18 protein-coding genes and 1 pseudogene are annotated in these 22,658 nt (G+C 58.4%); 5 read left to right on the top strand and 14 right to left on the bottom strand.

The features are described 5' to 3' along the window. Positions 1–6: 6 nt before the first annotated feature. The gene (wecC, locus tag AB0N65_RS12465; protein ID WP_364161634.1) at positions 7–1,257 is read left to right on the top strand and encodes a UDP-N-acetyl-D-mannosamine dehydrogenase; all 1,251 of its coding nucleotides are present in this window, start codon (positions 7–9) and stop codon (positions 1,255–1,257) included. Between the two features lie 103 nt (positions 1,258–1,360). On the opposite strand, the gene AB0N65_RS12460 is transcribed toward wecC, so the two are convergent. The 14 genes from AB0N65_RS12460 to AB0N65_RS12395 form a co-directional block, all read right to left on the bottom strand. Next, positions 1,361–2,410, bottom strand: a complete 1,050-nt coding sequence (locus AB0N65_RS12460) for a hypothetical protein (protein ID WP_364161631.1) — start codon at positions 2,408–2,410, stop codon at positions 1,361–1,363. A 358-nt stretch (positions 2,411–2,768) separates the two neighbouring features. Then, positions 2,769–3,887 carry a polysaccharide pyruvyl transferase family protein gene (locus AB0N65_RS12455; protein ID WP_364161628.1) on the bottom strand — a complete coding sequence of 373 codons (1,119 nt, stop codon included), beginning with the start codon at positions 3,885–3,887 and terminating at the stop codon, positions 2,769–2,771. Positions 3,888–4,018: 131 nt separating this feature from the next. Beyond that, complete coding sequence (locus AB0N65_RS12450) at positions 4,019–5,071, bottom strand: polysaccharide pyruvyl transferase family protein (protein WP_364161625.1); 1,053 nt, start codon at positions 5,069–5,071, stop codon at positions 4,019–4,021. Between the two features lie 381 nt (positions 5,072–5,452). Further along, a complete protein-coding gene (locus AB0N65_RS12445; protein WP_364161622.1) occupies positions 5,453–6,796 on the bottom strand; it encodes a UDP-glucose/GDP-mannose dehydrogenase family protein in 1,344 nt (447 codons plus the stop codon). Between the two features lie 198 nt (positions 6,797–6,994). Beyond that, positions 6,995–7,654 (bottom strand): hypothetical protein, encoded by a 660-nt coding sequence (locus AB0N65_RS12440; RefSeq protein ID WP_364161619.1) that lies wholly within the window; start codon positions 7,652–7,654, stop codon positions 6,995–6,997. Beyond that, positions 7,651–9,687: a glycosyltransferase family 2 protein gene (locus tag AB0N65_RS12435; RefSeq protein WP_364161616.1), complete on the bottom strand. Its 2,037-nt coding sequence runs from the start codon at positions 9,685–9,687 to the stop codon at positions 7,651–7,653. Before AB0N65_RS12435 ends, AB0N65_RS12440 begins: the two co-directional genes overlap by 4 nt. Then, entirely contained in the window at positions 9,680–10,018 is a 339-nt protein-coding gene (locus tag AB0N65_RS12430) for a hypothetical protein (RefSeq protein WP_364161613.1), read from the bottom strand. The genes AB0N65_RS12435 and AB0N65_RS12430 overlap by 8 nt, the downstream gene beginning before the upstream one ends. A 71-nt stretch (positions 10,019–10,089) precedes the next feature. Further along, positions 10,090–10,857, bottom strand: a complete 768-nt coding sequence (locus AB0N65_RS12425) for a hypothetical protein (RefSeq protein ID WP_364161610.1) — start codon at positions 10,855–10,857, stop codon at positions 10,090–10,092. Further along, positions 10,854–11,813 carry a GSCFA domain-containing protein gene (locus AB0N65_RS12420; RefSeq protein ID WP_364161608.1) on the bottom strand — a complete coding sequence of 320 codons (960 nt, stop codon included), beginning with the start codon at positions 11,811–11,813 and terminating at the stop codon, positions 10,854–10,856. The genes AB0N65_RS12425 and AB0N65_RS12420 overlap by 4 nt, the downstream gene beginning before the upstream one ends. 147 nt (positions 11,814–11,960) lie before the next feature. Next, complete coding sequence (locus AB0N65_RS12415; protein ID WP_364161605.1) at positions 11,961–13,148, bottom strand: glycosyltransferase; 1,188 nt, start codon at positions 13,146–13,148, stop codon at positions 11,961–11,963. Positions 13,149–13,237: 89 nt separating this feature from the next. Further along, positions 13,238–14,398, bottom strand: a complete 1,161-nt coding sequence (wecB, locus tag AB0N65_RS12410) for a UDP-N-acetylglucosamine 2-epimerase (non-hydrolyzing) (RefSeq protein ID WP_364161602.1) — start codon at positions 14,396–14,398, stop codon at positions 13,238–13,240. A 563-nt stretch (positions 14,399–14,961) separates the two neighbouring features. Then, positions 14,962–16,623, bottom strand: a complete 1,662-nt coding sequence (locus tag AB0N65_RS12405; protein WP_364161600.1) for a hypothetical protein — start codon at positions 16,621–16,623, stop codon at positions 14,962–14,964. Positions 16,624–16,869: 246 nt separating this feature from the next. After that, positions 16,870–17,439, bottom strand: a complete 570-nt coding sequence (locus AB0N65_RS12400) for a YdcF family protein (protein ID WP_364161597.1) — start codon at positions 17,437–17,439, stop codon at positions 16,870–16,872. Between the two features lie 71 nt (positions 17,440–17,510). Then, on the bottom strand, positions 17,511–17,975 hold the full coding sequence (locus AB0N65_RS12395; RefSeq protein WP_364161595.1) for an Lrp/AsnC family transcriptional regulator: 465 nt from the start codon (positions 17,973–17,975) through the stop codon (positions 17,511–17,513). A gap of 172 nt (positions 17,976–18,147) precedes the next feature. Here AB0N65_RS12395 and pdhA point away from each other — a divergent pair, with 172 nt between their 5' ends. From pdhA to manB, 4 genes and pseudogenes are all read left to right on the top strand, one after another. Next, a complete protein-coding gene (gene pdhA / locus AB0N65_RS12390; RefSeq protein ID WP_364161592.1) occupies positions 18,148–19,341 on the top strand; it encodes a pyruvate dehydrogenase (acetyl-transferring) E1 component subunit alpha in 1,194 nt (397 codons plus the stop codon). Beyond that, positions 19,338–20,426 (top strand): alpha-ketoacid dehydrogenase subunit beta, encoded by a 1,089-nt coding sequence (locus AB0N65_RS12385; protein WP_364161589.1) that lies wholly within the window; start codon positions 19,338–19,340, stop codon positions 20,424–20,426. The genes pdhA and AB0N65_RS12385 overlap by 4 nt, the downstream gene beginning before the upstream one ends. Positions 20,427–20,428: 2 nt before the next feature. Continuing rightward, a complete protein-coding gene (locus tag AB0N65_RS12380) occupies positions 20,429–21,877 on the top strand; it encodes a dihydrolipoamide acetyltransferase family protein (protein ID WP_364161586.1) in 1,449 nt (482 codons plus the stop codon). 113 nt (positions 21,878–21,990) lie between these two features. Then, a pseudogene (manB, locus tag AB0N65_RS12375) lies at positions 21,991–22,658 on the top strand (phosphomannomutase/phosphoglucomutase); the annotation flags it as partial.

The raw sequence follows: 22,658 nt of genomic DNA, 5'->3' as shown, positions 1-22,658 counted from the left end.
CTGAGATTGTCCCCCATTGAGACCGTTGCCGTCATCGGTTTGGGCTACATCGGCCTGCCTACAGCCGCCATCCTTGCCACTAATGGCTTTGGTGTAGTTGGCGTTGACGTAAACCAAGAAACCGTTGATGCCGTGAACCGCGGTGAAGTTCCCTTCGTTGAGCCCGATCTGAGCGTGCATGTGGCAGGTGCCGTCAGCCAAGGGCATCTCAAGGCCACCACGGACACGCCCTCGGCGCAGGCGTACATCGTGGCCGTGCCCACCCCTTTCAAGGAGGACCGCTCGGCCGATCTGAGCTACATCGAGTCCGCGGCACGAGGCATCGCCCCGCAATTGCAGGGCGGGGAACTGATCATCCTGGAATCCACCTCCCCTCCAGGGGCTACACGACACCTGGCTGATTACCTTTTGGCGCTCCGCCCCGAATTCTCGCTCGACGGCGCCAACGGGGCCCCGGTCATACACTTCGCGCATTGTCCGGAACGTGTCCTCCCCGGTCGGGTCATGATTGAGCTTGTCACCAACGACCGGATCGTCGGTGGCATTACGCCTGAAGCAGCAGCCTTGGCCAAGGACCTCTACGCCGTCTTCTGCAAGGGTGAAATCCTCATCACCGACGATGTCACGGCCGAGATGGCCAAGCTCGTGGAGAACTCCTACCGGGACGTCAATATTGCTTTTGCCAATGAGCTCTCCGTTATCAGTGACAAGCTCGGAATCGACGTCTGGGAGCTCATCAGGCTTGCGAACCACCACCCGCGAGTTAACATCCTCAACCCCGGGCCGGGCGTTGGCGGTCACTGCATTGCTGTCGATCCGTGGTTCATTGTGTCGGCCGCCCCGCAGGAAGCGCAATTGATCCGTGCTGCCCGGGAGGTCAACGACTCCAAGCCGGCATGGGTCGTCAACAAAGTTATCTCCTCGCTGGAATCCCTTTCCCCCGAAACTGAAGTTGCAGTTTTCGGGCTCGCCTTCAAGGCAGACATCGACGACTTGCGTGAATCGCCTGCCGTTGAAATTGCCGACGAACTCTCGAAGCAATTGCAGACATATCGCATTAACATCGTGGAACCACACGTGGAAACCCTGCCCAGGGAGCTTGCGGGCCACTCCAACGTCGAGCTGGTGGCAGCGGACGAGGCTCTGTCGCGTTCGGCGGTTGTGGTCCTTCTGGTGGATCACGAGCCTTTCAAGCAACTGGCCCCGAAGCTGGCAGATAAGACTGTTATCGACACCCGCGGGCTGCTTAAGCGCTAGTCATGCAAGGGGTTTTTGTTTGCCGCTTGGCACGCAGAACAGTGCCCATGTCTGCCAGGAGTCTCTCTTGTCAGACACGGGCGGTGTACAGGTTCCGGATAAATTACCGGGTGGAGTAATGGCCGTAGGTGGCCCGGATTGTTGTATTAGTGGCCTTGATAGAGCAGTTGTCCAATGACCCAGTCAAGGCGACATCAGTCGGAGTCACATTCCTACGCTCGTACAGCACCGTGGGGGATTGCCATGGTTGGCGGATCGGATACTTATACCCTTGGATAAGGGTGTCTTTCACGGAATTCAGGTTCGCTGCCACCAAGTCGTAGGTCTTGACGCCGCCGTCGTATGGTCCGGAATTTGCTCCCTTGGCGATGAGGTTGCCCACCGTTTCAATTCGCTCGGCCTGTTGACCTATGACGATTCCTGATGCGCCATACAGGATGGTGTTGTTCTTAATGAGGACATTCCGGGGTGCACCGGCAGGATCCTGGCTACCCGAAGCCTTGATTCCGGATCCCAGGGGCGAATCGCCGATGAGGTTATTCTCGATGAGCCCACCGCTCGAATAGATCGTAGGCATGAGATAGATGTTGTGCATCTCGCCTGCCGTTCCGGTCCGGGCAGCTTGTCGGATGCAGTTGGCGCCAATGACGTAATTGTGGGGCGCCGCTGCAATCTTGCTCTCCACGGATGTGGAGGCGGGCGTTTTGTCCCTCACATGGAGGTTCGCGACTCCACGGGTCCCGGCGATTTCGTTATTGATGAATGACCAGCCTGTCCCGCCAAAGAAGCTGACAATGGCCTGCCCTGTAGTGTTTGTACTGCTGTATCCGAACCTGATGCCCTGGACGGTCCAGTAGTCGGTTCCGGACAGCTTGAGGTAGCCGTTAAGCTGTACCGTCTCGCGGGGATATGACTGCATGCGTATCGGCGCGTCCGGCTTTCCCGGACGGGCGGCCCAGCCAACTTTTTCGTCATAGGTCCCGGCCCTGATGATGATGACATCCCCGGGCTTGGCGATCTTGACAGCGCCTTGAACGGTACGAAGAGGTCGGTCGATTGTGGGTTCGGGACAGGTCGGATCATTTATGGGAAGTATTCCGTTGTCCAGGCATGAAATACGGTTGTATTCCTTGTAGCCCCATGAAACTTGCATTCCCCAAACGTCAGAGCCTTGGTCATCGACATAGATAGCACGTGCTCCAGGCGTTGGAGTAGCGATCGAGGTTGAGCCGACACCCGAGTAATCCGGAGCTACGGCTGCGTTCGCCGGACTAAGCCCGAAGCAGGCTACAGAGGACAGCGCGATACATGTTCCCAGTAACATTTCACGTATCTTCATATGTCAAGTCTCTCACGCAACAATACAGTTGAGGAGGCTGTATCTGTTTTTTAGAAGCGAAGTCAACAGATAATACGGCGTGTTTACGTGGGTTGTCGCATGTGACGTGATCTAATGACCGGTTACGTGAACAACCAGTCAACCTATTCTGGTTGCAAACACGTGATGGTCTTTAGCTGCTGCTTACTTGCTGTAGTGCTCCTTGCTTAATTTCCAAGCCACTGAGGAGTTCCTTTTCCTCATCGTTCAGCCTGGGGATGAGCGACTCGAACGGCATACGCTGAATGAAGGAGCGGATTGTTTCCGAGAGAGGGCCGTCATCTGCGGAAGTGCCGGCAACTGCGCCGAGGCTTCGGCGCAGCAGCGCGGGGAGTACGTAGTCGGAAGAGTCACCGCTGTAGGACTCCCAGTCAGCGATATTGTTTTCGATGTCCTTCAACTCCGACACAGGCGGTACTGCGGTCCGTGGACTTCTGACCGCGTAGTTCTTGAGCCAGAGGTCAAGGGGGAACGAGTCGTAGATCCCTTCGATGTCGTATGTCCCGGTAGCGGTGGGACCGAGGTCCAAGGCCTCGGAGTAGTTACGGGCCAGTTGAACGCGGGTTCGTCCGGTACCTTCGTAGTAGTCCATGTACTTGGTGTAGTGCTCCGCTGCCGGCTTTACAGCACGGCTGGGAATTCCCAACGCGTCAGCAAGAATGAGCGCGTGTAATGAAGAGGCAACAACGAATCTACTCTGGGCTATTGCGCGGACCACCAGCCATACGTCGTTGCGTGGGCTGACAATGGGCAGTCCGTCGTCGAACAAATCCTGATCGTTGAGGTTTGGAACTACAAGAATCTCCCGTGTCTTTTGTTCCGTCCAAGCCCTTACCTCGGGAAAAAGAGTGGGAATCAGCAGGGCGGGGTCTCCGTATAATTGCGGCACATTGGCGCCCATGCTTTGGAGGAGGGACTTGCTCCGCGGTCCACGCACCAGGCGCACATCCAGTCTGTTCGAGCCGACTTTTCGGCCAGGAACTTTTCCATTGATGCCGCTGCCCCATACGACGTCGTTGGGAAGAGCGAAGTGAAGGATGGAACCGACCGTGAGTAGTCGCCTGTCATCGGGAGTGCCGGAGCTGATGTTGTTCTGCCAAAGGATACGCTGGGCAATCAGCGGGCCCAGCAGGTCACCAAAATTATCCACCCTGGCTTGGGAGCCGTCCGAAAGTGTCCGGAGCGGGTTCCAACGTACGATTTCCCGGCCATGTACGGACTCAGTGTGGTCCTGCTCGTGTTCTTCCTTCACTTCTACCGACCTATCCTTCAATCTGTCCAACAAGGGCGAAAGCTGACGACGACTGTTTGTCGGTTGCGGTGACCATAAAAATGCAGGCGCTCCAAACCCCGGGAAAGGGTTTGGAGCGCCTCAGAGCCAACTCAGCCGATTGCTTCCTTCACGGCTGCCTGAACCTGATGGAGCAAATCCTTGGCCTGGGTCCGCAGCATTGCAACATCCTCAGCCGGGATGTCAGCGGGGCGGGGCTCGAAACGGGCGAGGTGATCCTTGGCATCGAACTTCGAGAGAAGGTCTTCCCGGCCGATCCGGCGCATGAAGCTACGGTTCTTGCTGGTTGGAATCATCACGATGGATGGGACGCCGTACATAGTGGCCACTACGCTTCCGTGGAACTTCATGCTCCCAAGGGCCGTGCACTCACCGATGGCCTTTGAGAGTTCGTCCAAGTCCTGGCTGTAGACGATTTCCTTGCCAGGTACGTCCAGATCTTGGGCGTTGACAACGTCGCGCCAACCTACGATGCCCGTTCCAAGGATGAGGTGCCGGATGGTCCAGCCCCTTGTCTGCAGTTCCTTGGCCAGGATCTCAAGCTGCGTGTAGTCATCAGGAACTTCACGATCCGGGCGCTGGCGGGTTACGATTCCCAGGATTTTTGCTTCCGGGTCGCGTTTGACTTCCGGCAATGTCAGCGCACACACAATGTCCGGTGCCGCTACCAGCGGCGCCGTAGCGGGTGCAACGTGGTTTTCCATCCAACGGCGGGAGTCCTCGTCGCGGACGCCAACAAACTTCATGTTCGGGTGGTTGAAGAAGGCTGCATAGCGCCGGGCAATGTGTGGCTTCTCAGCTTCATTTGGAGATCCCACCCGGATCGGGACGCCCAACCCCAGGGCGAACACCGGTTTTGTCAGGTAGGACTTGTGGAAGTAGCGCTCATCGGTTCCCCACGGGCGGACGAGGTCGCCGCCGCCCAAGAGAATACCGTCAACTTCGCTGACCATTTCTTCCACGGGGCGTGAAAAGTATGGCTTCGCGGGCAAGTCGGGAATGACCTTCAGGTTGTAGTCCTTGCCAAAGTACTCTTCAAAAACGCTGAGGAAGAGCTCATCGCCGTAGTTTCCGTGACCAAAAAAGCCGGCTATGCCCAAGGTTGGACGCCGCTTTGTGGCGGTAGAAGGGCTGTTCGTATCCATTTCTAATTCCTCCTAGGAACCAGCCGCTTGTTCGTGTAAGGGCGGGTTCTGATGTGTACGTCCTGAAGTGGAGCGTGCCGGATCACCTGAGATGCTGCAGTCCACACAGGTCATGCCGGTCCGCTCCCGAGCCAAAGGGCCTGAGGTCTCCACAGTTACTACCCGCCCGCTCCCACACGCAGGGCAAAGGCATGCCCGAAACAGCTCGCCACCTGTCGATAACTATAGGCGCGGCGGCCAGCTGACAACTAATCGGGCATTTAATTCCGGGTGAACGGCCCGTCTTCAGGATTTTCCTGCTTTTAATGATTCTCCTTGCAGCCTCCGGTCCGGCTGCTGCTTCTTCATGGAAGGCCGCGGCTTTTGCCGCGGGTGTTCAACTCAAGATGCGGATTCAGCCAGCACGAGATCCGAACGGCGCCCAAGCGATTCGAAGCGCCAGCCGCCTTCCGTCCATTCGCCATGGTCCAGAACATTGCGTCCATCGATGAGAGCCTTGGACTCAACGAGGTGCTCCAGTTGACTTGGTTTTAGCGCCGCGAACTCTTGCCATTCCGTCAGAAGAATCGTCAGGTGGCTTCCCGCAAGAGCTTCGTCCAGTGATTCGGCGTAGTTCAGTCGTGGGAAACGGAGCCGGGCGTTGTTCATCGCCTCAGGATCGTAGATCGAGACATCAGCGCCCGCGTTGAACAGCTGGGCTGCAACATCCAGTGCCGGTGAGTCACGGACGTCGTCACTATTGGGTTTGAACGCGACGCCAAGCACCGTGATCTTACGGCCGTCCAGGTCCTGGAGAATCTCCGTAGCCAGGTGGACAACACGTTCCCGACGTCGAAGGTTGATCTCGTCAACCTCGGAGAGGAAGCGCATTGTCCTATCCAAACCGAGTTCGCTGACGCGTGCTTGAAGAGCCCGGATGTCCTTTGGCAGGCAACCGCCGCCAAAGCCGACGCCGGCGTTGAGGAACCGACGCCCGATTCGTTGATCGAGACCTATGGCGTCGGCGAGTGTGCGAATATCGCCACCGACGTGTTCGGTTACTTCAGCGAACGCGTTGATGAAGGAGATCTTCGTTGCAAGAAATGCATTGGCGGCAACTTTCACGAGTTCCGCCGTCTCCAGGTCAGTCTCGATGAAAGGCGTTCCCGAGTCGAGAGCCGAGGCATATACGCGACGCAGGGTATCGACCGCCTTGCGAGTGCCCCCGCCTACCACCAATCGGTCCGGGGTAAGGGTGTCCTGGACAGCAAAACCTTCCCTCAGGAACTCGGGGTTCCAGAGGAGCTCGATGTTGGCATCGGGATTGGCTTGGGCTACAAGCTCGCGGAGGCGGCGGGCTGTACCTACAGGCACAGTCGACTTACCGACAATGAGTGCATCCTTGGTGATGCACTTCGCAAGGGAAAGTGTTGCATTGTCAACGTAGGTCATGTCGGCGGCGTGGTCACCCGCCTTTTGCGGCGTTCCAACCGCGATGAAGTGGATGTCGCCCCAGGCCCCGGCTTCCTCATAGGAAGTCGTGAAGCGAAGCCGACCGGTGGACGTGTGTTCCTTGAGCAATTCGGGCAGACCGGGCTCGTGGAAGGGCAGAATTCCGGCGCTTAGTTGCTCGACTTTCTTCGGATCAGAGTCGAGCCCAAGAACTTCAAAACCGAGTTCGGCCATGCATGCGGCATGCGTGGCTCCGAGATAGCCCGTTCCAATGACAGTGATTCGAAGTGGCATAGTACCTTCCTACGGAGTGAGCGACAACGATTCAGCGTTGTCACGAATTTGGTCGGTTAAGGGTGAAAGCCGGAACCAAGGCATGATGTGTCATTCGAGGGGTTGCTGCCGCGGTCAGGCCCGGTGTATCGCTCTGATGTTGAGCCCAGCGGGATGCAGGGGCGGCGTCCTCAGGGCCACCCCTGCTTCCATCACAAGTCAGTGGGCTCCGCAGTCGTTCAATACGAGCGAAAGACCAACCGATTCCAGTAAGCGGGTGGCACGGCTGTAAACAGGCGACCCTTCCTGGGACGAGGTATCGCAAATTGCTATCCCTGCCGCACTGAGGTCGGACGACAACAGGATGCCGCCTGCAATAGTGCAAAGAACATCGCCGTGCGCATCCGGTCGGAGCTCCGCGTGCAGCCAGGAATTGCAGGCAACATCCAGGCTGTCCATTGTCAGGAGCCCGCCGGAGCTTCGGTCGGTTGGCTGGAAAGTGACCCGAACCTGACGCTGCTGTCCCACGTGGTTCGTGAAATTGGTGTCACGGTAGTGGGAGTTCACGTGCAGAAGTGAATCTCCATGAGGTGAATGGTTTTCGGAGTAGCTGACCGGTTCGACCCTAATGGCCTTGTCCGGATACAAATTCTCGATCGCGCGGGCGACGCCTGATGAAACCGGGTTCTCAAAGACCAGCCGCGTGTCCGTGTACGGACCGAATACCAGGGCAGCTGCAATCGCGAGCCGGTCCTGGTCTACGGTTTCGATCAGGTAATCGACGTAGAAGGTTTCAATGGGAGGTTGTGTGTCGCCGTCCTCCGCTATAGCCAGAAGGCCCGACCTGCCATAGTCGTTTCTCGTCCACTGGATCTTCATTTGATTTCCTCACTGGCTCCGAGTGCGTGGCACAGTTCTTTAGCGGTATGTCGGGATGATTTGGTGACCAGGAACGCTTGTTCGCCACCGTGGCGCGAATTGATTCGACGGATTCCGGAGGTCAACTCGTTGTGGTCCAGAATCAAATACTCACGTGAGGATGCGGAATCGGCCGTTCCGAGGATCAGTCCGCTGACCTCGTCCTCGGTGGTTGTGTCGGGAATGCTCTCAAAATCATCCTTGGACTGGACCACCGTGAACTTCCCAGAGGTTCGACTTGTGTGTTCCGCGACTGCGTCCCACAGGATGTCTTGCGCGGAAGTCTCACCGTCTTCGTACGCGGAGAAGTCAGCTCCACTCGCTCGCAAGGCTGCCAGTTCCGGCCACGTTACGCCGGCAATGATGTTGGTCCTGGGGAGGACTCCGTCCCATGCCTTGATCGGCGTGGAGGTGGTGAAGGAGCCCAGGTCCGTGCCGGAAGAAGTTGACCTCTCAGGAAGCACATTCGAGGTGACGCTTCGGACGACCAAGTGATCCGGCAAGTAAGGACGTACCGCGGCTTCGAACGCCTTGCCGGCCATGTCCGACAGCCATTCTTCGGAGGCCACAACCTTTGTGGGGTCTCCGGCTACACCGTTTGCGAACTTCAGCATTCGTTGGGACATCTTGGCAGAGGCCCGCTGGATCTCGCCGGCGCTGCGGGTGATCTGGCCGCTGTGCAGGCGACGAAGGATTAGGTTTTCGCCCGTGTGCTTCATTTTGATGCCGGAGCGCACCATGCGCAGGGCAATGTTGTTGTCCACGCCACTCTTCAGGGTTTCGTCGTACCGGAACTTCTTGAAAATATCGGCACGGATCAACCAGGTCGGGTGTGTGGGGTTGTTCCCGTAGCGCAGCGCGGTCTGCATGTTGAACAACCGATGCACCAGGCGGTGAACTTCGCCCGTGGAATTGTCGAAGTGGACTGAAACTCCGAAGCTGCCGTGGTCGCCGGGCTCGAGAGACTCAAGCTGGCGCTCCAGACGCCACGGCAACATGATGTCGTCATCGTCGTGGACTGCAATAAAAGCACCACGGGCCTGGTCGGCGCCAAAGTTCCTGGACGCCGAGATGCCGTGGTTCTCCCGTGCGAAGTACCGGATGCGCGGATCGGTGTAAGCGCTGATCACTTCGCGGGTGTGGTCCGTGCTTCCGTCATCAATCAGGATCACCTCAAAGTCCTGCAAGGACTGGGCGAGGATCGAGTTCAAGCAATCATCGAGGTAATCAGCTCTGTTAAAGGTTGAAATGATGATTGACACCAGGGGTCCATCCGCTGCCGACGAACGCCAACCCCGCAGGTCACCGAACATGTCCTTGGTGTGAGCTCCAAAGTCAGGAAGCTTTCCTGTGGAACCAAGCTTGGAATGCAGGCGGACGGTGAAGGTGAAAACACCGTTCTCCGGTGCAGCCCACGTCTCGACATGGCCGAACTGCTTTCCGCGTCGGAGGAGATCCTGGAGTGCAGGCTGGAGCTCTGCGTACGTCGGCTTCAAACCGCGGAGTGTATGGAGAAGCGTACGGGGCACGGCAACGGCCGAAAGCGAGGCACGGGCCGGAGCCACCACAGTATCCGTTCGGGCTGCACCGTGGCCATCAATGATGGCATCGATCTCGTCGTCGTCCAGAGGAGCAATCGGCCTTACAACGCGGTGCGGGAATCGAACCATGACGGATGGTGTCGATTCAAATGAACGGGCAAGGGCTTCAGCAGTGTCCGCGGGCACAATCGTCCCCGCCGCCACGATGAGCACCAGGGGCTGGGTGACGGCCGAGAGGGCATCGTTGACGCCGGCAGCGACAGAGACAGTAGCGGGGTCGTAATCCGCTGCGTGTTCGCCAATGCCGGCGCCAAGGCCAGCAGTAGCGGAGAGCACTTTGGGTGCCAGACCGGCACGCCGCAACGACCTGATGCTGCGTTCAACCGACGCGGCATCGGCACCGGGCTCAGCCACCACTAGTGCGCCAATGACGTTAGAGGCTGTCTCAGACATGTGAGGTCACCGTTCCTTTCGCAATGATGCTGAGCTCGTTGGAGCCCGACTTCTCGGTGGCAGCAACTGCCCAGACACTGGAGATGGCACTCGCCGGAGGGAGGTCTTTGGTTCCCCATGGCACAACCTGCAGGTCGATCTCCGAAACGTGCTCGCTAAGAGTCAGCTTGGGAAGGGCGACTGCACCACGGCCCTCTGCTGCCACGTATTTGTAGTGTCCCTGGAGCTGGTTTGAGAAACCCCAGGCCTCCGACGTTACCGTCGAGTCTTCGGGGGCCTTGACCAGTGCAACAAGGGACTTCTCATTGACGGGAACCTGCAGATTAACCACGAATTCAATTGACCGAACCGGAGTCGGGAATGTCCATCTAAAACCAATTGTGGATGGCACTGTAGCCATTATTAATTGTCCTCATCTACTGTGTTCGCGTTCAAAATTTCCTGTGCTACGAGTTCGCCGTACGTCGCATTCATGTGAACGTAGTCAAGCTTGGGTTTCGCGTCATCCGGGGAGATGCTGTCAAGTTTGAAATGCCCAAATTGGCTCAAGGTGAACCCAAGGCTGGATTTCGTCTGGGCAGGTTGGCGAAGCACGCGGACCCCGGAGCGTTCAAGATCCTGGAGTTTTTCCTCATAAATGTCCTGAAGCACGGGAAGATCATTCGAGTCCGCGAGTTCACGGAAAAACCGAAGTGAAGCTTCGGGGCGATCCAAGACCCACTCGAGCGGCAATGGCTGCTGGGCGTAATAGACAGGCTTGTCTGTGTTCTTGTTGAGGACATCGATGACTCGCTTGGCCTTGGAAAACTGGAAAAGGTCGTCAACCATGGCAGTGTAGGCCGCATCGGACAGAACGTATGCGGACCGTTTGCCGGCTTGGCTTGAGGTCCGATACTGGGCGTAGGTTTTGGCCAGGGCCGTGAATGAATAGTGCATGCCGAATACTACGAAAACGTCGTAGTCGGACAATTCAACTTTAGACGAAAAAGCGCACTTGATGTCATCAAATTCCGCCAGCACTTGCCCCTGATTGAGGATAGTCAGCGGTTCGGTCCCGTAAGTCCGTTCGGTGTGCAAGCCCGTTTGGGTGATCGAACCCAAGGCAGCCTTGTTCTTCCAAACTGGAATTATGTGACCGAGGTGCGAGTCACCAATGAAGCCGTACCTCATTCTCCGAACACCTCCAGCAGGACGTCTTCACACTGGATCTGCTCGGCTGTCACCACTGAGACTTCATCTTGTGGAACATTTGCCGGCGGATGGGCATTGAAGAAGTGCCGCATAACTTCCATGACACCCTCTCCGGTGACTGACCGAAGGGACTCGTCCCAGTACCGGCCCTTGGCCGGGCTTCCCGTGATGATTTCGAAGGACGGGAAGTATGCTACGTCCTCGAACTTGTTGGTCAGGTCGCCTACGGCCGATCGCAGCACCGCTTTCGAGTAGGTGGTGGACACCAGGACGTGATCATCCGCGGCGGTGGCAGCCAAGGCGACGGGAGAAACCGTGAGCAGGAACTTTATCTCCGGATTGTGTTGTTTGATCAGATCCCGGAGCTGTTCGAAGTCATTGACGATGTCCACATAATTGAAGTTTTCGAATGCGAAAACGTCGGGGTCATAGTCGCCACATATGGTGCCGGGCGCTGTGGGGAAGACAGTACCCGAGGCCTTGTCAACCCAGCCCTCAGTGAGGCCGAAGGTATACACAAGAACCGACGCTGAAGCCAACATTTTGCGGACAGCTGCGAGGTGCTGTTCACGGTGTTTGATGACTTCTTCGGCGCTATCCAGACCGAGGGGTTCCACGGAGGGCCTCAGTGCGTCGAAGTACTTGTCACCCTTGGTCCAGATCCAGTTGCTGGGCTGCCTCACTCCGTAGGCTTCCTGGACCAATTGGAGGAGCTGCCTGACGTAGTAGATGTTGCCGAAACGCGCCGAGTACACACCAAAGCCAAAGCGCTCTGCCGTTCTGGTGGTCATGGCCTTTGGAGCCGGCTCGGTGTCTACGACGTTGTACCCGTTTTTGCGGAGATTGGTGGCAATGTGCTGGGCGAAGCAGCTGCCGGCGGTGGCTACAAAATCGGCCTGCTCAATCTCAAATTTCTTTTTGTAGAGTCCGGACATCCCCAAACCCTTGTTGTCTGTCACAGCGGCACGCCAAAATGTATTGGCGGGCCTGCCTCTGTACGGTGATCGAGCTTTGGTTTCACCGACGCTTTCGCGACTAAGCACCATTACATTGACTCCTTCACACTCTAGACTTTGTTTGGACTACTTTTGCGGTTCTGCGTCACCGAGTTTCCGGAGGATCCGACGGGAGAACTCTTTTGAAAGTTCCGTGGCGTCGAACTGATCGGCATAGCGCCGGACATCGCTTCGTACGTCACGTTCAAAGAACCTTTCAGCTCCCTCGAACGCCTTCACGAGGCTTTCTACTGAATTGTCAGAAACGCGTTCGCCGATGTCGTCCGACATGTTTTCCCAAATGGCGGGCACGTCGGACGCGATGACGGGAAGATCAAAAGTCTGATACAGCAGCACGGCACCGCTGTTGAGCATTCGGGTGTACGGCGCCAAGCCGATGTCAGCTGCCCGCATGTAGTTCTGCACCATGTGGTTTGGAACCTTCTTCGGTTCAATCAGCACATTCGGGTGCTTCGCTGCCTGCTTGACGAAGTCCGTGACCTCCGGAGAATCGTCGGCCATCCCTCCTACAAGCAGGACTCGACGGATGGAGGGGTCGGCTGCGCTGAACTCATCAAACGCTTTCAGAAGCCGGTCGAGTCCCTTGTATGCCTTCAGGGCCCCGAGGAGGACATAAACGCGGTCCTTGGGACCGATGCCGAATTCGAGGCGTGCGTTTGCCCTGGTGACATAGTCCTCGTAGGTCAACCGGTAATTCGGGTGCGGGACGTTCACCAGTTTCTTAGGATCGATCGTGAGCGCAGCAGACATCATTTGCGCGGAAGCATCAGACAAAACATGGAGGACGTCCGCCTCTTCTGCCAGGTATTGTTGTATCTCCATTTCAAGGTTCGGATACAAGGAGTCATGCGGAATGATGTTGTGCAGCGTCCAAATGATCTTTCCGCCCTTGCGCTTGAGCTCGCTGACTGCCTCACGAAGGTCGCCAATTTTTTTCTTGGCGGTTGCGTAGCTGGTAATTCCGTTCAAAATGAATGAAGTCCAGTGAATATGGATAATTACATGAGCGCCCGCTGGTGACAGCTGAAAAAGCTTCTCAAAATCCCAGCTGCGAACCACGGGTACGGTTGCGATGTTGTGGTCCTCGGCTGCCCGGTAGAGCAGTGCCTGGTAGGGATTTGTCCGACCCACCGGTGTGTAGCCCAGAACATGGGGCGTCGAACCTGTTGTTGCCTCGAGCATTTCAATTGCGTTCGCGGCTTCCGTCAAGGGGGAGTTTTCCTCTTTGAAGTAGCCTTTGAGCTTTAGTTGCATGAATGTCCTCTGGGAACTGGTTTGAAAATGTGCTGGGTCAGATTGCAGAGGACCTTCCGCGAGGGCACGCTTCCGGTCCTGCTCGCGGCCTACAGGGTTCGCCCGGGGCCAGTAACAAAGTCTGCTGATCTCTCGCCGAGATGCAACATGTGGCGCAATGCTCCAATGGTTCGCTCGGCAGCCTTGCCGTCGCCATATGGATTCACGGCATTGGCCATCGAATCGTAGGCATCCTGCTGATTCAGAAGCCGGTCCACTTCTTTGACGATGCGGTCCTCGTCCGTACCGATGAGTGTCACTGTTCCGGCTTCGAGGGCTTCCGGGCGTTCGGTGTTATCCCGCATCACGAGGACGGGCTTGCCCAAACTGGGTGCTTCCTCCTGGACTCCGCCTGAGTCCGTCAGGACAATGTGCGCCATGGACAGCAGGCGGGTGAACTCGCCGTAGGCCAACGGTTCGCAGATGATGACGTTTGCTTTTCCGTGCAGTGAAGGCAAGACAGCTTCACGAACAACCGGGTTCTTGTGCGCCGGTAGGACGATTACCAGGTCTTCCTCGGCGTCGGCAATACGTGCAAGCGCCCGGCCTACCCCGCGCATGGAATCGCCTTGGTTTTCGCGGCGGTGTGTTGTGACCAAGAGGATTCGACTGCCGTTGGAAGCCAATTCCTCAAGGCGCGGATCACTGAAAGGAAGATGCTTGTCCACGGTGGAGAGCAGTGCGTCGATGACCGAGTTTCCGGTAACGACGATGTCGCTTGCGGGAATACCTTCGGCCAGGAGGTTGGCTTTGCTGGTCTGCGTCGGTGCCAGGTGCAGACTTGCGATTTGGCTGGTGATCTTGCGGTTGGCCTCTTCAGGGAAAGGGGAGAAGAGGTCGCCGCTTCGCAGGCCGGCCTCAACATGAACCACCGGGATGCCGTGGTAGAAAGCAGCGATGGCGCCCGCCGTGGAAGTGGTGGTGTCGCCTTGGACTATGACCGCATCAGGTTTGGATTCCGCGAAGAGCTTTTCCAACCCGTCCATTGTTCGTGTCATGATCCCGGACAGTGATTGTCCTGTTTTCAGAATGTTCAAGTCGTGGTCCGGGACGATGCCGAAAAGTTCGTTGACTTGGTCCAGCATTTCGCGGTGTTGTCCGGTCACTGTTACGACGCATTCAAAGTCAGCGGTGGCCTGTAATGCTGCGATGATCGGCGCCATTTTGATGGCCTCAGGACGAGTACCGAAAATTGGCATGACTCTGGGCATGGATTCCCCCGGGAACGGCAATGGCTGACCAGCCGATGCTACCGCACGCCCAAACGAGGTGATTAATTATGTATGACGTCCGGATACGCGTCAGCCCGCAAACACCAAGGTCAGGACCAAGAGCGGGATACTCAGAGAGACAAGGATCACAATCAGCAGGGCAACAAGTCGCTTCTGGCGGGGACTGGCCTTACGAAGCTGCTTTGGGGACTTTGGAGGGCGCGGGCCGACTGCCGCAGGCCGGGCACTTTGTTCCGGCTGCTGAGGGGCTGGATGCACTTCAAACGAGGTGGCTGCCGTCATTGTGGCGGTGCGACTCGCAGGCCCTGTGGGAACGTCCGGACGGAAACGGCGCTTGCGCATGTGCCGTGGAGAGGGCGACAGCGCCGCTTTTTGGCGGCCGATTTCAGTCATTTCCTCACTCCTCAGATGCGTCCGGATCAATCGTGGCCACGTCCAATTCTTGCATCTGAGGAGTGAGGAGCCACATCGACAGGAAAAAACAGGGGCCGTTCCGCGGTATGGCGCGGAATGGCCCCTGTAATGTGCTAGCCGTGAGGAACTTAGCCGCGGTCCGAGTAGAACGCGTCGTTCCGGACCCCGTATCCGTTCGTCACATTGATCATGTAGTGCTTCCCAACACCGAGGGAGGTGCCGCCAAGCCGCGCTGTGACTGACTCAAGCAGCGGGTTGATGTCTCGCTGTTCTCCGTAATAGGGGTTGTAGCTTGACGCGCTCACGGTCTTGTCAAAAGTTCGTCCGTAAGTGTCGGTCCATCTCACCTGGACCGTACCGCCGCTCAAATTATGGCCGGTGACCAGAACGTCTCCGTTGCCGTAGAAAATGGAATCGGTAATGACCGGCGTAGTGTTGTTTGCCTTCATGCGCTCAAGCATGGGTGCCCATGTACCTGTGCAGGTGTAATAGGTGTCCCACATGAAGGAGATCACCTTTGCGGGGGTGTTGCCGATTTGCTGCAGCTGCTTATCGATCCGTGACTTGGTGGTCTGACCGCGAAGATTGCTGTCGCAGGGGTTCTGGCTGGTCTTCGGTGCCATACCTTCCAGGTTGGCCCAAAGCTCCGCTCCGGTTCCCTCGACGCCTTCGGCCAATGCCACGAAATAATCCCGCGTGGGGGCCAGGTACTTGCTGCCCCAGGACCCCGAGCCCACTATGGCTGCCGCGTACTGGTCGACGCTGTTCCCGCTTTCGCTGCTGAAGAATGAGCCTCCTTTCCCCGTACCCATTCCATCCTGAACGGCGATCGCCAGGTCGACGCCGTTGGCCGTCCGGGCGATCTTGCCGGCAGCGTTCCGGGCCTGGTCCGTCGTGACACGCCCGCCAAACGCACTTCTGGAGTCGATGTAGGGGCTGACGATGGCTGAACGGCCGGGCTGGTATTGGGCAATCCTCGAATTTTGGATTCTGTACACCGTCAGAACGGGCTCCCATGTGGCGCCGTCGCTCAGGGGCATTTCCGTGTGGTGATAGAAGCCGGCCAGGCCGGAGACGTTATTCACCTTCCCTTGATAAAGCAGGAACCGCGCAGTGAAGAGTGAAAACGTTGCCTGGTACGAGAGATCGGGCAGGTACGCCAGGTCAGTTCTCTTCACAGGTGCAGGGAGTCCTGCGTAGTACTTCATCCCGAGGGCGGTAGCCGTCTTGCCCAATGAAATTGAAATGGATGACGGTCCACCTGTGATCACTACGATGTCGTATCTTCCGGAGGGGGAAGTGCACCCGCTGCCTTCGACGGGCAAGACCAGAATTGTGTAGATCGAACTACCGTTGGTGACGGTTTTGTCGCGTGCACACAAGAGGGCCGGCCCGCCCCAGGAGCTGTTGTCCGAGTACGTGAAATAGCGGTTCACACTAACTCCTGAAGCGGCCGCTTTGGCGCAGTTAACTCCTGAAATTGTGCAGCCGGTCGGGATCGTCGACAACGTGGCAGGTTTTAGCAGTGAGCCGAAGGTGATGACCGTGTCACCCCCCACGGACTTGATGTCGCTCAGCTTCTTCGTGTTGGTGGCGTCGCTGGTGCTTCCAAAAATGAAGTAACCGCTGATCGGGTAGACGGGTGGTGCGGCGGCCTGGGCCGTGGGTCCGTGCAGACAGCCGACAACGAGAACGAAGGCAGCTAGCAGGCTTGTCGCCAAACGCCGCGCAAGATGACTTGAGGGGGTGGACGTCTCTCCTTTGGACGTCTCGCCTTTGAAATTGGCCACGGAGGATCCTTGGGCTCGTAGGGCTGAGACCTTGGACCTATGGCTAAAGAATGGCGGGCGGGAACCCCAAACTCAATGACTTGACAGCAACCTTCATGTCAGAAAGAAAGCGTTCACGAGGGTGTAATTATGTGACGCTCTTGTTGAAGAAGCGTGGCGTGCTTTACAGCAGTTGTCATGCAAGGCCGGGCGTCCCTCGAGCAGGCCAGCTACACGCGAATGTACGTGACGGCCTCAAAGCTACCGTCAGGTACTCCTGCACTCAGGATCTACCCAGGCATCAATAAGCCCGCCCGTCTCCACCACGAACCGGTCCAGCCAGGCTCCAGCGGACAGATCGGGTTGCGAACCGACCATGTGGATTTCCGCGGACGTGCATTGGCGGATCAAAGTGCCCGCCCGGATGAGGTGGTACTCGGAAGTGACAACAGTGACCGACTCCCAGCCGTTCTGTGCAATCAGTTCACTCAATGCTTTGGCCTCGCCCCGGGTGTTCAGGGGAGTTGGCCGGAAGCACATCAGGTCGGGATCGTCGGAATCGGCACGGCATAAGGTGTCGCCCTCGATGTTGCCCGCCAGGCCGGTCGTCGAGACCACTAGGACGGGTATGTCCAGCTTCTTCCGGAGATCTTCGGCAACCGGAAGTCTCTCGCTGCTCAGTCCGCCCAGGACAACGATTGCGTCCGTCCGTTGCGGAATGGCCTGGGGAGGGCTGTAGAAGAACTGAAACGCGGTGATGAGCCACAGCAAAACCCCCGCCAGAATGACAGCGCTTACCCGCAGAGCGACGGGAACGGAGGCAGTTTTGACGGACACGTGGACAGTTTATGGTTCAAAACCGGACGTTCCTGACAGGAACCTGACAGGAGCCCGTGGACTGGAAGCTCCTACCGCGTATCAACATCCTCAAAGACAAGGAAGGTCTGGGTATCCAGCACACCCTCCATCGACTGCAATTGGTCGAAGATCACACGGCGGAGATGGATGTTGTCCGTGGCGCGGACCAGAAGAATGACGTCAAAGTCGCCGCCTACCAGCGCAATGTGATGAACCTCGGGTATCGCCCGCAGATGCTCCTTCAATTCCCGCCACGAATGCTGCTGGACCTTCAAGGTCACGTAGGCCGAGGATCGGAGGCCCGCCTTGATCGGATCTACCAATGCGGTGAACTTGGTGAGGACGCCTTCACCCGTGAGTCGCGCCAGCCGGGAGTAAGCGTGTGCACGGCTGATGTGCACGTTCTCCGCTACCTGCGTGATGGACATTCGTCCGTCAGTGGTGAGCTCCCGGATGATGTCCCGGTCAACGCTGTCCAGGGGTATGGCCGTTTGCTCGGCCTCCGTCTCGCTCAAAGCAGGCTCCAATTCGTCTCCAACACGGGCTCGTTACCCAGCTCACATTTACAATCTGTCTTTCACAATAGCCATTATTAGCTACCCCTTCCATGATTCCTTCGAAAGCTGGATACGAAACATCTGTCGGGAACATACTGGAGACACATAGTGGCTAGAGAAGGACGGACCAATGACGATCCACGCAGACCACTCTGCACCCGAAACGGCAGCGGAGGACCCAGCTGCTGACGTGCGGAGAAAGTTCGGCATCAGCGTCGAGGACTATATGCTCCCTGCCCGGCACCAGATCCAAATGGTGAACCCCGACGGCACCCTGCGCTCCCACGACGAACAGGGCACCGAACCCGGCCACGAGTACCCCACTCCAGGCGACGCAGAACTCCTCGCTGCCTATGAGCAACTCGTGGTTGGACGCCGTGTCAACGACCAGAATTCCGCCTTGGTCCGGCAAGGACGCATGGCCGTCTATCCGTCGAGCCATGGTCAGGAAGCCTGCCAGGTCGCAGCCGCCATGTGTCTCCGCGAAGGTGACTGGTTGTTTCCCACGTATCGCGACGCTGTTGCCGTCATGACCCGCGGAGTCGATCCCGTGGAGGCCATGACTATTTTCCGGGGTGACTGGCACGGAGGTTATGACCCCAATGAACACAACGTCGGGATTCAGTGCACGCCACTGACCACCCAGCTGCTCCACGCCGTCGGGGTCGCCCACGCAGCAAAGCTGCGCGGTGAAGACACTGTGGTCATGGCGATGTGCGGTGACGGTGCCACCAGTGAGGGCGACTTCCACGAGGCACTCAACTTTGCCGCCGTTTTCCACCTGCCCGTCATCTTCTTCGTGCAGAACAACAAGTACGCCATTTCGGTGCCGCTGAGCCACCAGTCGGTGGCTCCGTCCCTGGCGCATAAGGCTGTGGGCTACGGCATGGCGGGTGAGCGCGTTGACGGCAACGACCTCGTTGCGCTGCTTGCTGTCATGGACCGTGCCGTAAAGCTTGCCCGCGAAGGCTCCGGTCCGCTGCTGGTCGAGGCCCATACCTATCGCATGCAGGCACACACAAACGCCGACGACGCCACCCGCTACCGGCCGGACTCCGAGGTGGCTGAGTGGCAGGCGAAGGATCCCTTGGCTCGTATGAAGGCTTACCTCACGGACAAAGGACTTCTCGATGATGAAGCCAACGCCAGAATCGCCGAACACGCAGAGGCAGTAGCCACCCAGCTCCGTGAAGGCCTGGGCGAGGACGTCCCGGTTCAACCACAGGATCTCTTCAAGTACGTCTTCGCCAAGCAAACCCCTCAGCTGAAAGAGCAGTCCGAGATGCTCGCCGACGAACTTGCCCGTGAGGAGAGCACAAAATGACCGTCACCACTTCCGTCAATGGCAACGTCAGCGCGGCCACCGCGAGTGCGGCTGCTTCGGCAGCAGCAACTGCTGAGGCAACCGGCCCGCAGAGCCTCACCATGGCGAAGGCGCTCAACACGGCCATGGCCGATGCCATGCGCGCCGATTCCTCCGTCCTCGTGTTCGGCGAGGATGTCGGCATGCTCGGCGGTGTCTTCCGCATCACCGACGGCCTCATGGCAGAGTTCGGAGAGCAGCGCTGTTTCGACACCCCGCTCGCTGAGTCGGGCATCGTTGGCATGGCGGTGGGCATGGCCATCAACGGTATGCGGCCTGTGATCGAGATGCAGTTCGACGCCTTTGCCTACCCGGCCTTCGAGCAGATCGTCAGCCACGTGGCCAAGATGCACAACCGCACCAAGGGCCGGCTCAAGATGCCAATGGTCATCCGCGTTCCTTACGCCGGCGGCATCGGGGGAGTGGAGCACCACTGCGACTCTTCCGAGTCGTACTACGCCCACACGGCAGGCCTGAAGGTCTACACGCCTGCCACTGTCGCAGACGGTTACCGCATGCTGCGTGAAGCCATCGATTCGGACGATCCTGTCATGTTCATGGAACCGAAGAAGCTCTATTGGTCCAAGGACCAGGTTGACTTGGGCGCCTTGCGTGAAGAGCACGACGCCGGCACCTCCACCGAGGGACGCGCAGCTGTTGCTCGTCCCGGCACGGATGCGACGCTCATCGCCTATGGTCCGTCCGTTCCCACGGCGCTCGCCGCTGCGGCCGCGGCCGCCGAGGAGGGACGCTCGCTTGAGGTTATCGATGTGCGAACACTCGTTCCGTTCGACGACGAAACTGTCTGTGCCTCAGTGCGCAAGACCGGACGCGCCGTGGTGATTGCCGAGGCGCACGGCTTCGCATCGGTATCCTCCGAGATCGTTGCCCGGGTCCAGGAACGCGCGTTCCATTACCTCGCGGCGCCCATTCGTCGCGTCACAGGCTTCGATGTCCCGTTCCCGTCTCCTAAGTTGGAGCACTACTACTTGCCCAGCGTCGACCGCATCCTCGACGCTGTGGACGATCTTCAGTGGGAGGACTGACCATGAGTTCAGATATGCAAGTATTCCTTCTTCCGGATTTGGGGGAGGGCCTCACCGAGGCCGAACTCGTGAACTGGCTAGTCGCCGTCGGAGATGAGATCAAGGTCGACCAACCCATCGCGGAGGTCGAGACTGCGAAGTCCATGGTGGAGGTGCCGTCGCCCTATGCCGGTACTGTCGCCAAACTGCACGGCCAGGCAGGAGAAACGCTCGACGTCGGCAAACCGCTGATCTCGATCGCTCGCGCAGGTGCCGCTCCAGTCGGGGCGGAAAGCCCCGCTGCGACCGAGGATGCCGTGTCAACCGGAGTCGTGGTTTCACCCGAGCTTGATGCCGCCGCAGAGACGTACCGCACGGAGGAAAAGGCCGGTTCCGGCAACGTCCTTATCGGATACGGTACGCCTGGTGGTGCGACCGCTGGCCGCACCCGCCCCCGCAAGGGGAGTGTCGCCGTCGTTGACCCCATGGGCGAAATTGCGGCACCTTCGCTTGAACCAGCTGTGGCCGGGACGCGAATCCCCGGCAAGCTGAGCGCTGTCATTTCGCCGCTGGTGCGGAAGATGGCGCGGGATCACGGTGTCTCGCTTGACAGCATTGAAGGCTCCGGTGCCAGTGGCCTGATTATGCGCCGGGATGTGGAAGCGGCGATTTCTTCGCCTGAGGCCCCTAGTGCTCCTGCCGAAGAGGAGGCTCCGGCTGCACTGGCTGGAACGGCCGACGCCAGCCTGGATTCCAGGACCGGTTTGGCGGTTGCTGAGCGAACTCCTGTTCGTGGGGTCCGGAAGGCAGTCGCGGCGAACATGACCAAGAGCCGTTCGGAGATCCCCGAGGCCACAGTTTGGGTGGACGTGGATGCCACGGCCCTGTTGGAGATGCGGGCGGAACTCAAGAAGAGCGCTCCCCATGACACACCGGGGCTTTTGGCTTTCATCGCTCGTTTTGTCACGGCCGGGTTAAAAAGGTATCCGGCGCTCAATACGCGTTTCGAGACCGCCACGGACGGCTCGCAGGAGATTGTCGGGTTCAAGGGGATCAACCTCGGCTTTGCCGCACAAACAGACCGCGGACTGGTGGTTCCGTCTATCCGCAACGCGCATGAAATGAGTGCCCGCGAACTGGACGCGGAGATACGCCGCCTTACCGCCGCCGCGCGCTCTGGCAAGGCGACGCCCACCGAACTGGGCTCCGGCACCTTCACGCTGAACAACTACGGAGTCTTCGGTGTCGATGGTTCCGCCGCAATCATCAACTACCCCGAGGTTGCGATGCTGGGTGTTGGGCGCATCATTGACAGGCCTTGGGTGGTAAACGGCGAGCTTGCAGTACGAAAGGTCACCGAGCTGACGTTGGCTTTCGATCACCGGGTTTGCGACGGCGAAACTGCTGCAGGCTTCCTCCGGTACGTGGCTGACGCGATCGAAAATCCGGGCGGAGCGCTCGCGGATATGTAGTTCGATGGGGTCGGTGCCAGGAGGCGCCGACCCCATCGCCATGTGGGCAACGTCACGAGTCACAGAGATCAGGGAAACCTGCCGGGGACTGTCTCGACAGTAGGATTGAGCGCGTGACTAGCGAGCAGATCAAGACTTTTGACCTTTCGGCTTCCTTTAAGGCGTATGACGTCAGGGGGATCGTGGGGGAATCCATCACGGCTGAGATTGTCGAGGCCGTTGGTGCTGCGTTTGTTGATGTGCTGGGTCTTGAGGGTGAGACGGTGCTGGTGGGTGGGGATATGCGTCCGTCCTCGCCGGAGTTCAGCCGGGCGTTCGCGGACGGTGCTGCGGTGCGTGGGGCGGATGTGCTGTTGCTGGACCTGATTTCCACGGATGAGTTGTATTACGCGTGTGGTGTGTTGAACGCTGCCGGTGTGACGTTCACGGCCAGTCATAACCCGGCGGAGTACAACGGGATCAAGATGGCCAAGGCAGGGGCGGTGCCTATTTCGTCCGAGAGCGGGTTGAAGGAGATCCAGGCCCGTGCGGAGGAGTACCTGGACGCCGGGTCGATCCCGGCCGCTGCCCGTCGCGGGCAGATTGGTGTGCGGGATGTTTTGAAGGGGTATGCGGAGTATCTGCGTTCGCTGGTGGATTTGTCGGGGTCGCGGCCGTTGAAGGTTGTGGTCGATGCCGGGAACGGCATGGCCGGGTTGACCACGCCGGCGGTGCTGGGCAGCAAGCTGCTTCCGGGTTTGCCGTTTGAGATTGTTCCGTTGTATTTCGAGTTGGATGGGTC

The organism is Paenarthrobacter sp. NPDC089322 (genome assembly GCF_040684895.1).
Lineage (GTDB): Bacteria > Actinomycetota > Actinomycetes > Actinomycetales > Micrococcaceae > Arthrobacter.
Note: the sequence above shows the minus strand (reverse complement) of the source record. Positions and strands in the feature narration are given on the sequence as shown.

What these genes read in the sequence shown, in the direction of transcription:
- AB0N65_RS12435 (WP_364161616.1), bottom strand. Translation starts at nt 9,687, where the DNA reads ATGTCTGAGACAGCCTCTAACGTCATTGGCGCACTAGTGGTGGCTGAG.
- AB0N65_RS12420 (WP_364161608.1), bottom strand. Translation starts at nt 11,813, where the DNA reads ATGTCCGGACTCTACAAAAAGAAATTTGAGATTGAGCAGGCCGATTTT.
- AB0N65_RS12445 (WP_364161622.1), bottom strand. Translation starts at nt 6,796, where the DNA reads ATGCCACTTCGAATCACTGTCATTGGAACGGGCTATCTCGGAGCCACG.
- AB0N65_RS12440 (WP_364161619.1), bottom strand. Translation starts at nt 7,654, where the DNA reads ATGAAGATCCAGTGGACGAGAAACGACTATGGCAGGTCGGGCCTTCTG.
- AB0N65_RS12385 (WP_364161589.1), top strand. Translation starts at nt 19,338, where the DNA reads ATGACCGTCACCACTTCCGTCAATGGCAACGTCAGCGCGGCCACCGCG.
- pdhA (WP_364161592.1), top strand. Translation starts at nt 18,148, where the DNA reads ATGACGATCCACGCAGACCACTCTGCACCCGAAACGGCAGCGGAGGAC.
- AB0N65_RS12450 (WP_364161625.1), bottom strand. Translation starts at nt 5,071, where the DNA reads ATGGATACGAACAGCCCTTCTACCGCCACAAAGCGGCGTCCAACCTTG.
- AB0N65_RS12425 (WP_364161610.1), bottom strand. Translation starts at nt 10,857, where the DNA reads ATGAGGTACGGCTTCATTGGTGACTCGCACCTCGGTCACATAATTCCA.
- AB0N65_RS12415 (WP_364161605.1), bottom strand. Translation starts at nt 13,148, where the DNA reads ATGCAACTAAAGCTCAAAGGCTACTTCAAAGAGGAAAACTCCCCCTTG.
- wecB (WP_364161602.1), bottom strand. Translation starts at nt 14,398, where the DNA reads ATGCCCAGAGTCATGCCAATTTTCGGTACTCGTCCTGAGGCCATCAAA.
- AB0N65_RS12460 (WP_364161631.1), bottom strand. Translation starts at nt 2,410, where the DNA reads ATGCAAGTTTCATGGGGCTACAAGGAATACAACCGTATTTCATGCCTG.
- AB0N65_RS12380 (WP_364161586.1), top strand. Translation starts at nt 20,429, where the DNA reads ATGAGTTCAGATATGCAAGTATTCCTTCTTCCGGATTTGGGGGAGGGC.